General features: G+C 31.7%; 7 protein-coding genes. 3 read left to right on the top strand and 4 right to left on the bottom strand.

Translation table 11 applies throughout. The features are described from left to right. Positions 1-3: 3 nt before the first annotated feature. Complete coding sequence (locus H0V01_11445; GenBank protein MBA2583985.1) at positions 4-2,964, top strand: serine hydrolase; 2,961 nt, start codon at positions 4-6, stop codon at positions 2,962-2,964. Between the two features lie 449 nt (positions 2,965-3,413). Here the strand turns inward: H0V01_11445 and H0V01_11450 are convergent, their stop codons facing one another. Both H0V01_11450 and H0V01_11455 read right to left on the bottom strand, forming a co-directional pair. Then, positions 3,414-4,424, bottom strand: a complete 1,011-nt coding sequence (locus H0V01_11450; protein MBA2583986.1) for a PorP/SprF family type IX secretion system membrane protein — start codon at positions 4,422-4,424, stop codon at positions 3,414-3,416. 778 nt (positions 4,425-5,202) lie between these two features. Next, positions 5,203-7,647, bottom strand: a complete 2,445-nt coding sequence (locus H0V01_11455) for a gliding motility-associated C-terminal domain-containing protein (GenBank protein ID MBA2583987.1) — start codon at positions 7,645-7,647, stop codon at positions 5,203-5,205. A gap of 359 nt (positions 7,648-8,006) precedes the next feature. On the opposite strand from H0V01_11455, the gene bshA reads away from it, so the two are divergent. After that, a complete protein-coding gene (gene bshA / locus H0V01_11460) occupies positions 8,007-9,140 on the top strand; it encodes an N-acetyl-alpha-D-glucosaminyl L-malate synthase BshA (protein MBA2583988.1) in 1,134 nt (377 codons plus the stop codon). A 29-nt stretch (positions 9,141-9,169) separates the two neighbouring features. Here the strand turns inward: bshA and H0V01_11465 are convergent, their stop codons facing one another. Then, the gene (locus H0V01_11465) at positions 9,170-9,511 is read right to left on the bottom strand and encodes a translation initiation factor (GenBank protein ID MBA2583989.1); all 342 of its coding nucleotides are present in this window, start codon (positions 9,509-9,511) and stop codon (positions 9,170-9,172) included. A gap of 300 nt (positions 9,512-9,811) precedes the next feature. After that, positions 9,812-10,681 carry a cyanophycinase gene (locus H0V01_11470; protein MBA2583990.1) on the bottom strand — a complete coding sequence of 290 codons (870 nt, stop codon included), beginning with the start codon at positions 10,679-10,681 and terminating at the stop codon, positions 9,812-9,814. Between the two features lie 353 nt (positions 10,682-11,034). Here H0V01_11470 and H0V01_11475 point away from each other — a divergent pair, with 353 nt between their 5' ends. Further along, positions 11,035-11,439 carry a DUF4625 domain-containing protein gene (locus H0V01_11475; protein ID MBA2583991.1) on the top strand — a complete coding sequence of 135 codons (405 nt, stop codon included), beginning with the start codon at positions 11,035-11,037 and terminating at the stop codon, positions 11,437-11,439. The last annotated feature ends 152 nt before the right edge of the window (positions 11,440-11,591 follow it).

Below are 11,591 nucleotides of genomic sequence, written 5' to 3' on the forward strand. Positions count from 1 at the left end.
TCAATGAGGCTTTCCATACATTTATTATTTGCAGGTTTACTTCTATTAGTTTCAAATTTTGTACCGTTTGCCCCCTTAAGTTTTTCTTTAGCTTATGGCCAGCAACCGCCAAATTATCTTCAAAATCCACATTGGGCAGATTCAGTCTTTAAAAAGCTTACTCCCGATGAACGTATAGCCCAACTCTTTATGGTTGCTGCTTATTCAAACAAAGACCAAAAACATGTTGAGGAAATTGTTGATTTGGTTAATAAATATAAAATAGGTGGTTTGATATTTTTCCAGGGAGGCCCGCTAAGGCAAGCACATCTAACTAATTATTATCAAAGCCTTGCTAAAGTACCTTTAATGATTTCTATTGATGGTGAATGGGGATTAGCTATGCGATTAGACAGTACTGTGCAATTTCCAAAACAAATGACTCTTGGAGCTATTCAGAATGATTCACTTATTTATCAAATGGGTGCTGAAATTGCCAACCATTGCAAGAGAATTGGGATACATGTAAATCTTGCCCCTGTTGTTGACGTTAATAATAACCCTGCAAACCCAGTAATTGGAAACCGTGCTTTCGGAGAAAATAAATACAATGTTGCCAGAAAAGGAATAGCTTATATGAAAGGTATGCAGGATAATGGTGTAATGGCAAATGCAAAACATTTTCCCGGGCATGGAGATACCGATAGTGATTCACATAAAACATTACCATTAATTTCGCATTCTCGCCAACGAATGGATTCCATTGAATTGTATCCTTTTAAAGAATTAATTGACAATGGATTGGGCAGTATGATGGTTGCTCATTTGTATATCCCAGCCTATGATGCCACAAAAGACATTGCTACTACTCTTTCAAAAGTTGTTGTTACTGACTTACTTCAGAACCAGTATGGCTTTAAGGGCTTAATATTCACCGATGCCCTAAATATGAAAGGCGTAAGTAAATTTTTTCCACCAGGAATAGTCGATGTAAAAGCTCTTCTTGCTGGCAATGATGTTTTGTTATTTGCAGAGGATGTGCCTACTGCAATTTTTGAAATAAAAAAATCAATCGAAAGGGGAGAGATAACACAATCTGAAATAGATTTAAAATGCATGAAAATTCTTATGGCAAAGCAATGGTGCGGCCTGAATAAGTATCAGCCCGTACAAATTAAAAAACTTTATGAGGATTTAAATTCAGTTAGTTCAGAGCTTATTAATAGAAAGTTAACAGAAGCTTCCCTTACAGTATTAAACAATAAAAACAACCTGTTGCCTTTAATGAATCTGGATACACTAAAAATTGCATCCTTGCTAATTGGATCAAATCAAGCAAATGCTTTTCAACAAACGCTCGAACTTTATACTCAAGTTGATCATTATTTTATCGATAAAGAAGCGACAATTGATAAAATAAATTCAAAACTTGATCAGCTAAATGATTATAATTTAGTGATAATTAGTGTTACTGGAACAAACAACAACCGGAATAAAAACTATGGTATTAATAATGTTACAATTGATCTTATTAATAGGCTTTCCAATAGAGTTAAAACAATCGTACACTTACCCGCAAATCCATATTCACTTACAAAAATTGAGGGCATAGAAAAGGTTGATGCCTTAATAATGGCCTATGAGGATAATGAATGGAGCAAAAATTATTCAGCTCAACTTATTTTTGGTGGGATTGCTGCCACAGGGAAACTTCCTGTTACTGCCTCAAAATTGTATGTGGAGGGTATGGGGCATAACACTATTAAAACCAGATTTAAATATACAATTCCTGAAGAAATGTTTATTAAATCAAAGCAGTTCAATAAAATTGATTCCATTGCTTATTATGGTATTAGCCAAAATGCTTATCCAGGATGTCAGATATTAGTTGCGAAATCAGGGAATGTTATTTACAATAAATCTTTTGGATACCATACTTACGAAAACAAAATCAAAGTAAAAAATTCTGATATTTATGATTTAGCTTCCATTACTAAAATTGCAGCATCAGTGCCCGGGATTATGAAATTGCAGGATGAAAATTTAATTACCTTGGATGATAAACTTTGCGATTTTTTACCATCAGTTGATAGCTGCAATAAAAACTCTGCTTCTTTACGCAATATCCTTACTCATCAAGCTGGGTTTAGAGATTGGATACCTTTTTACCTTAAAACAATTAACAAGGGGGTTTATAAACCGGGTGTTTATAACAAAGAGAAATCTGAGGAATTCCCTTTTAGAGTGGCTGAAAACCTTTATATACACAAGGATTATCCTGATAGTATTATGAGTAGAGTAATTAATTCACCTGTTGCAGAAAAAGTTGAATATAAATACAGTGACCTGGGGTATTATTTAGTTAAGGAAATAATAGAAAGGTATACTTATATGCCTCTTGAAATTTTTTCTCAAAAAACATTTTATGGACCCTTGGGAATGACAACTACAACATACCGGCCTCGCGAAAGGTTTCCTTTAAACAGAATTGTTCCAACTGAATATGATTTAGCCTTTCGTAAGCAACTCATTCATGGTGATGTTCACGATCAGGGAGCAGCTATGCTTGGTGGAGTTGCAGGGCATGCTGGATTGTTTTCTAATGCCAACGATCTTGCAAAATTAATGCAAATGTATATGCAATTTGGCGAATATGGAGGTATCAGGTATTTTAGAAAGGAAATTATTCAGGAATATATTAAATGCCAGTTTTGTGAAAATGAAAACCGAAGAGGAATTGGATTTGATAAACCTGAAATGAATTACAATAAAATAGGTCCAACATGTAAATGTGTTTCAGATATGAGTTTCGGACATACCGGGTTTACGGGAACAATGGCCTGGGCTGATCCTGAAAACGAATTAATTTTTATCTTTCTTTCCAATAGAGTATATCCTGATGCAGAAAATAAAAAACTTGTTAGCCTTGGTATTCGTACTCAAATTCAAAATGCAATCCATGAGGCGCTAAAGATCAATAATTAATTTCCGAGATTTTTTTCTCTCTTTTTTTTTTCTTATTACAATAAAAATAGTTTCGATTAATATTTATTGTTTTTTTGAAAAGTTGGTAGAATATTTAAAACTATTCCTATTTATTTTCTTCAAATAAACCTTTGTACAATAAGGTGATTTTCATGCTTATTTTAATTTACCCTGCCAAATGAAAATGGGAAACATTATTTTCATTCAAATAAACCTTTGTACAACAAGATGATTTTCATGCCTACTTTATAATACATTGCCAAAGGTAAATGGGAAACATTATTTTCTTTCAAATAAACCTATGTACAATAAGATGATTTTCATGCTTACTTTACAATACCTTGCCAAAGATAAATGGGAAACATTATTTTCTTTCAAATAAACCTTTGTACAACTAAATGATTTTCATGCTTACTTTACAATACCTTGCCAAAGGTAAATGGGAAATATTATTTTTTTTCAAATAAACCTTTGTACAACAAGGTGACTTCCATGCCACCTCTTCCAGAACTTGCCAAACGTAAATGAGAAACATTAATATCATAGCTAAAGCCAACAGAAAAATTATTTTTAAAATCGAATCTGCTAGCTAAAGCAATTGCATCACCAACCCTATAAAAACCACCAAGATATAAAGCAGAGGAAGTTCTTAAACCAGTATATTTTGAATCAACTCCCAAAACATATTTTACCATTGCTCCTGCATTTATTTCATAAAATGGACCTTGTTTGGCAAGCATTAGCGCTGGAAGAATTGATGTATTGGTGTTTTCCAGGACTATTTCACTACCTCCATGTACTATTATTTTTGTAAGTACTCGGTCACTGCTTCCATAAAAGGATTGGGGTGGATTATTTATATGAGATACGGAAATACCAGAATTAAATTTTAAATTTTTATCCCTCCTTACAAAATTCCAAAACAATCCTCCTGAAAGGTCAATAAAGGCAAAATTTAGAGCAGATAAATTTTCATTAGGATTTCGGTTTACATCATAATTATCTCCGTCAAATTGATTATCCCATTTTAAACCTGAAAGATTTACGCTTTTTTGACCCATTCCACTTTGTATTCCAGCACCCAAAGTGTTTTCCTTATTCATTTTTATATGATAGGAAAGAGAAAGTGATCCCATACTAGTTCCCATTTTGGATTCACCTGCCTTATCACTATAAAAAGATACACCCAAACCCAAAGCATTATTTTTGGATTTGCCTACTTTGATTTTAGAATCAAATAATGCATAAATTGTTTTATAAGGAGTTCCAACACTCCCCCATTGGTCTTTGTAATGTGACATAAAACGATAATCTTCTCTGAAAGCTCCTATAGTAGCGGGGTTATAGGTTTGGCTTGCTATTTCAAACTGAGAGAAATGAATATCTTGGGCATTTGAATCTATTTTGAATAGCATACAACCAATTGCTATTGCAATAAAGCACGTAAATTTTTTTTTCATGAAATTTATATTTATATTTATTTATGAATTATTAGTCATAATTGAATTGTGTTTTTTGATCAAATAATTTATTTTACAGCCTTTTTATTATGGCAAAAACAATTGATTTGCCCTTCATCTTTTATTATTCAATTTAATTACCATTCCCTTAATTTCTTTTTTCGCTTTTACTATTTCTTCACATTTCACTGGTTTTTTAGGTCATTTCATTAATTTTGCAAATTTTATTTATTACTGCAATTCAAAATTCTCGTGAATTTTTTTCTACATTCAGTGAAATATCCTTGAATACTCCCATATTCTTGAGGCCATTTTAAATTTATATTCCTTATTATTCTAAATTAATATCTTGATTAAATGGGAGGAAAATTGAATTTTTCCTTGATTTATAGCAATTAACTATAAATGCAAAGAGGAATAATAATAGAAAACAAAGGTGTTATAGTAAAATCACAAAGACAACTCATCATATTTAATGTTAACTAATGGTATTTACCACGTGAAAACTAATAAGATGGTTTGGGGTTAATTAAAGAAAGCAATCGTTCTTTGAGTTTTAGGGCCTTAATTTTTTTAATAGGAGGAAATAACTCTTGTTTCCCTTTGAAGTGAGATAAAAGTTAATTTGCAATTTTTGATTCCTAGGGTTTGATTAATGCGAACTGTTCATGTTTTTTTGACTTGTACCTAAATGATCCTTACCCTTACATTAAATGGAATAGAGTAAATATTTCTTTTGTTCCAATTCAATGGAAAATAATTTTATTGAATATTCCACCTATCTAATCAAAGTTATATCTCCCTTTTGGATTATTCTTTGATTTGTTTCTAAAAAGGCATCTAAATAAAAAACAAAAACAGATGGTGGTAATTGTTGTCCTCTAAAAGTCCCATCCCAGCCTTGATTTAAATCGCTTGATTCAAATACTTTTTCTCCCCATCTATTATATATATACAAATTGATCGATTTAATACCTTTGCCTCTTATATAGAGGATGTCATTGTTACCATCACCATTCGGGGAAAATATGTTGGGTACAAATACTAGCAGGTTAGGATCAACAAAAACAGTAACCGAGTCAATTGATTTACATCCATTATCACCTGTTAACATTACATAATATGTTGTACTCACTTTAGGATTAGCATTAGGAGAAGCACAATTTAAACAACTTAAACTACTTTCAGAATTCCAGGCATATTTAACACCACCTATTGCATTTAATTGAGCAGAGGTTCCTAATAAAATAGTTGTATCTTTTCCCGCATCAACAGGTGGGATAAGTTTAATTCTTACTTCCGTTGAATCCTTAACAGTTCCACAGTAATTACTTGCCTCCACCCAGTAAAACCCCTCCTGATTTACATTAATTACCATTGATGTTTCTCCTGTTGACCAGGTATATTTAAGACTATTTTCTCCTTTAGGATTTAATTCATATTCATTGTTTTGACACAAACTAATTTCTTTTTCAAGACTTAGCTTTGGATAAATGAATTGTTTAACTATAATAGTATCAATGGTAGTACAGATTTCATTACTTGTTTTGAGCCAGTAAATACCAGGATCTGATGTACTAATGTAAGATGTGGTGTCACCTGTTGACCAAAGAAAGGAATTAGCATTTCCTTGAGCATTAATTATTATAGGAGTATTTCCACAAATTGCAGTGTCTTTAATTACATCTACGAGAGGGGCAAGGGGAACTTCAATTATTTTAGTTATTGTATCGGAGCAGCTACTGCCTTTACCAAAAATCAAGGTTACATTATAAGTTCCAGGTAAGGCATAATTATGTTGTACACTTTCTCCCGTTTCATTACTGCCATCCCCAAAATCCCAATAACATGATGATATTCCACTACCCTGTGCATAAAAAGTAACTGGAATTCCAGCGCAAACAGGTGTTTCAAAAGTAAAATCATGATTACTATCTTCTTCTTTATATCCAACCGTGAAAAAATAGCTGTTCCAACCTCCTGTTCCAAATACATTCGCAATTATGCCACTATCACCTTCTAAGGAATGATAGCCCGGATTTATTTCAATTTGTTGATAAGAATAAGAATTAGAGCTTGGAAATGGGATAAAACCTGCTCCAATATTATTTCCGTTAAAAATAACATAATCTTTATATAAAGTTTCAACAACAACATTTAAATAATGATTGTTAATGTTTGAAAGGGTTAGGGTGGAAAAATTAACTTTAGTGTATTTCCTATCCCCAGGTGCAAGTATTGTCATAGCAGGATCGCCAGATCCTGAACAATCTGATCCTTGTAGGAATTGTGCCACCATTAATGGCTTTTCTGAAGTTATTTGTTTTGTTCCATTTTGGTTGTTTAAGGTAAAATAATTACCCTTATTTAATGTGGTAAGCGGAACCCCATTGATTGTTATTGCTGTGTTGTCTTCTGAAGCTATCATTCTTAATGAATAAAAACCATTCAACGGAGTAACAAGATAATTCTTTCCCCAGTAATCTACTGGTAACATTTGATGGAAAATATGATCCGCAGCAACACAATTAGTGGGGATGTTTGCTATTTTTGCTCCGGAAAAAACAGCAAAAGGATTACAAAGCTCCTTAGCTTTTATCTGTGTGCCTGAAATATCAGTTCCATTTGATGATTTTAATAAATAGGTTTGACCCGCATTAAGTGTTATCGAAAATTCGACTCCTGAAGCATTCCCATTTATGGTATTTACTGAAGGAATAATGTCAATAATGGTATTATCTGTTGCTGCAACTATTAACATATCATTGGGCCATGAACTATAAGCATTATAAGTTAATACTATATATTCTGACCTAAGACTTTGTTTTGGAATTACATAACTAGCATCAGAAGTAAATCCAGCATAGTTAGTAACAAAAACAGTAACATCATCATTGGATATAATTTTAATCCCTTTATTTTGTATAACTCCTGATGTAGTATTTTCTCCTAATGGGGTTGGTATGTTTATGGATACAGAACCACCCGCAGTTACCGAAAAATTGCTTTCCCAGGATTGTAAAGGAATCGAAACTGTTCCTGACGTATTTACTTCAGAAGAAATGGTTACAACCAATTTCACATTTGATTCTGATTCATTGTTTTGCAAAAAACCTAACCAAAATTCTTTTCCTTTCATTGCACTTTGACCCGAGGAAGAATCACTTATCAAAATCAACAAAAGCAATAAAAATACGATTTTAAAAAAGTCTAAATTTACCATGTTCAAGTTTTTAGTTTTAATTTTTTTTATTCCTTTTGCTTTCTTCACATTTCTCTTTCTTGAAATCATAAAATTTGCCAAATAATATTGAATTCTCTTTTCCAGTTCTTAAAGCAGTTTATGCTTCTTTTCCTCTTGTGTTTTTTCTTCTTTAAATAATTCATCCAAGAATTTTTTACAGCTATCAGGGGATTTTACTCCACATATACAATTCTTTTCATTTATTTATTCACCACCTCTGAAAATACTTCCTCCTTTAAAAGATTATCTAATACTGGAGTTTAATTGAATAAAAAAACCATTACCTTAGTTCCATTATTTATTAGGTAAAAAAAACTTAGAATTTAATTGAATTTGTAATGAAAATTGGAATTGTATGCTATCCCACTTTTGGTGGAAGCGGTGTTGTTGCAACTGAATTAGGAAAAGCTCTTGCCGAGAAAGGACATAAAGTTCATTTCATAACTTATAGTCAGCCTGTGAGACTAGATGTGTTTGCTGAAAACATATTTTATCATGAAGTTAATGTTTCTGATTATCCACTTTTTGAGTATCCTCCTTATGAGCTAGTGTTAGCAAGTAAATTGGTGGATGTAGTAAAATATGAAAAGCTGGATTTGCTCCATGTTCATTATGCAATCCCTCATGCTTCAGCAGCTTATATGGCAAAACAAATCTTGGCAACTGAAGGAATTAAAATTCCTGTGGTTACAACCCTTCATGGAACAGACATTACATTGGTTGGTAAGGATGCATCATTCGAACCCGTAATTACTTTTGCAATAAATCAATCAGATGCTGTTACTGCTGTTTCAGAAAGTTTAAAGAAGGATACTTTCCAACATTTTAAAATTACTCGACCAATACATGTAATTCCCAATTTTATTAACTTACAGCAATATTCCTATCCATTTTCAGAGGCATCTAAAAAGAAATATGCTCCTTTGGGACAAAAAATAATTATTCACATCTCTAATTTCAGACCTGTGAAAAGGGTAGAGGATGTATTGAGGATATTTGATAAAATTAGAAAAGAAATTCCAGCCAAATTATTATTGGTTGGTGATGGTCCTGAAAGACATAAAATAGAAGCATTATGCAGGGAGCTAAATACTTGTAATGAAGTTGTTTTTTTAGGTAAAGTTAAAGCCACAGAACAAGTATTATCAATTGCTGATCTTTTTTTACTTACTTCAGAATCAGAAAGTTTCGGGCTTGCTGCATTAGAGGCAATGGCCTCTGGCGTTCCTGTTGTTTCAACCAATACAGGAGGAATTCCTGAGGTGAATGTGAATGGTTACTCTGGATTTTTAAGCAACGTTGGCGATGTAGATAATATGGCTGAGAATGCTATTTCAATCCTTGGTAATGAAAAAAAATTAGAGGAATTTAAAAAAAATGCCGTGAATCAGGCACGCAATTTTGAAATTAGTAAGATTTTGCCACTTTATGAAAAAGTTTACGAACAAGTCCTTGAATTGGCAGCAGTTTAAATACCCCAAGTTTTTTATGTTTGCTTTTGTTAACCTGCTCGTTTAGCCTTATACCCTTTTTCCGTTAAAAGTATTAAGATTTTTTCCCTGAAATCTCCCTGGATTAATATTTCCTCATCTTTCACTGTTCCCCCAACTCCACATTTACTTTTAATAAATTTACCAAGCTCCTGAAGATCTTGATTATTTCCTATAAATCCACTGATTAAAGTTACTGCTTTACCTGCGCGCTGTTTTTTATCCAACATTATCTTCAAATTTTGCTGCTGAGGAGCTAAAGTTTTTTGTTCTCCTTCATCATGGGTTTCAAATTTAAAATCCGGATTTGTAGAATATATAACATTTACCCGGTCTTTATTTTTCTTGGACATCCTGAATAATATTGAATTATTTATTTAATTTATTTTTTAAAATTGCTTTTATTGATTCAAAAAGCCCTACAAATTTATACACCTCAAAATTAAAACGAAAACACAAGATCAATAAAAAAAGATTCGCTTCTGTTTATTAGATTTTAAAATTACAAATTAAATTTAAATAGGGGAACTGTTTCTCAAATTGTTATTCAAAATGAACAATAAATATTGAAAGTAGTATAAGTGAATTCAGTTCATATTTAAAATAATTATTGACTATTTTTTTTTACACTTTATGGGGATAATGCACTTAAATTATAAGTCTATTGGAATGGAATATTTACTTTTTTTGGTTAACAAATGAACTTTTAAATCATTAACTTCAATTGCCTCATCTTGGCCAATATCTGCAATATTGATATGATGGCAGGAATGACCATCAGCAATTACAACAATACCATTTCCGCATACTTCAATATCTTTTCCGTTTCTAATGATAATTGCTGTGTCCTCTTCTATTCCAATTCCAATACAAGTGGGATTAGTTACTATAACTTGCACCATTCTAACGAATCTTCCACGCTGCCCAAAATGTGTATCTATTGCCACATTTTTTATAAATTCAAGTCCTATGCAAATATTAACTGCACCTTTTAGTAAACCTGTTTCTTTGGATCCATAATATATCAGGGGTGTTGATAATGCCATTGCGCCTGCACTTGTTCCTGCTATAACAAAATCAGAATATATATATTTTTCCTTCAATAGATTTAATATATCGGTACCTCCATAATGTGATGTTAACTTTAATTGATTCCCTCCACTAAATAGAACACCATCCGCCTTTTCTATTCGCTCAATAAATTTGTTTTCCATCGCTTCTTTTCTTGTGTAATGATGGATGTGGCCAACCTCAAATCCCAATTTTTTAAAAGCCTCCTTATATTCTTTTATAAGTATTTTTGGTTCAGAAGAAGCAGTTGTTATGATTTCAATCTTTTTTTGTTCTTTTTTAATTAGTTCATTTGCAAATAATTTAAGTATTGAGAGCCTTTCTGGATCCTGTAGTTTTTCCTGAAAAGATCCAAGCTCAGGAGAATCTCCTTTGTTTTCAGCTCCTCCAATTGCCAATAGGATTCCCTTTGGTATTGGACATACTTCTTTGGTAATTTCTTTGTGAAGCATAATTAATTATTTAATAAAGCAAAATGATGAATGTTCATTTTGAAATCAATTGATGAATTTAAAGCAGATTTAATACCAAAATGATTTTGTTAACTCCAATTTAATTCACTAATTTTTAATTTGATATAATTTTTATGATCTCAAATCGTATGCACTCACATGTTATTTATTTTTAAAATTCAAATAGTATAATGGAAAATAAAGTCTTATTTAATTCCTCCTTTTCTAATTTCTGAAATATTATTTAAAAATTTCACTATATTTGCAACCATGTTGCATTTGCGCAAACCTAAATTTTGACATTGTAAAATCTTTTCAAACTAAAAAAGTAGAATAATTAAAGAAATCTAACCATGAAAAATAATTTAAAATTAGTTTTAATTGCTTTGTTAGCAATTACATCCTGTAAAAAAAAGGACGATATTAAACCTCTAATTGAATTAGAAAGTCCTGTTACTGAACAAACATTTAAACCTGGTGAAGAAATAGTATTTAAAGCAGTTTTTAAGGATAATATTGAACTGGCTCAATTCAAAATTGATATTCATGATGACTTTGATGGACACTCACATAAAGTTGCAATCCAACCATGGGCTGAAATAATTGTTGGAGAGCTTAAAGGAAAAGAGGATATGGTTGAAAAAAAAATAGTAATCCCCTTTGATGCGGCCCATGGAAATTATGATTTTATTGTGCAATGCATTGATGTTTCTGGGAATGAAGCTTCAATAGCTCTTGAATTTAGTATTGAAGAATAGCCTATTTTGAATTTATTTCTTATGGATTTAGAAACTGTTTTGAATTATTTAAGAATAATTTTATGTGAATAAGTATGTTTATAACTAATTGATTTTCAGTAAGTTGGCCTGGGTTAATTTTGTATCTTGTAGATTATCAACCAAATAACTCT

Source organism: Bacteroidota bacterium, assembly GCA_013696965.1.
GTDB lineage: Bacteria > Bacteroidota > Bacteroidia > JACCXN01 > JACCXN01 > JACCXN01.

Bases quoted from the DNA above. Each gene is read 5' to 3' on its own strand.
- H0V01_11470 (MBA2583990.1), bottom strand. From the start codon at position 10,681: ATGCTTCACAAAGAAATTACCAAAGAAGTATGTCCAATACCAAAGGGA.
- H0V01_11455 (MBA2583987.1), bottom strand. From the start codon at position 7,647: ATGGTAAATTTAGACTTTTTTAAAATCGTATTTTTATTGCTTTTGTTG.
- H0V01_11445 (MBA2583985.1), top strand. From the start codon at position 4: ATGAGGCTTTCCATACATTTATTATTTGCAGGTTTACTTCTATTAGTT.
- H0V01_11475 (MBA2583991.1), top strand. From the start codon at position 11,035: ATGAAAAATAATTTAAAATTAGTTTTAATTGCTTTGTTAGCAATTACA.
- H0V01_11465 (MBA2583989.1), bottom strand. From the start codon at position 9,511: ATGTCCAAGAAAAATAAAGACCGGGTAAATGTTATATATTCTACAAAT.
- bshA (MBA2583988.1), top strand. From the start codon at position 8,007: ATGAAAATTGGAATTGTATGCTATCCCACTTTTGGTGGAAGCGGTGTT.
- H0V01_11450 (MBA2583986.1), bottom strand. From the start codon at position 4,424: ATGAAAAAAAAATTTACGTGCTTTATTGCAATAGCAATTGGTTGTATG.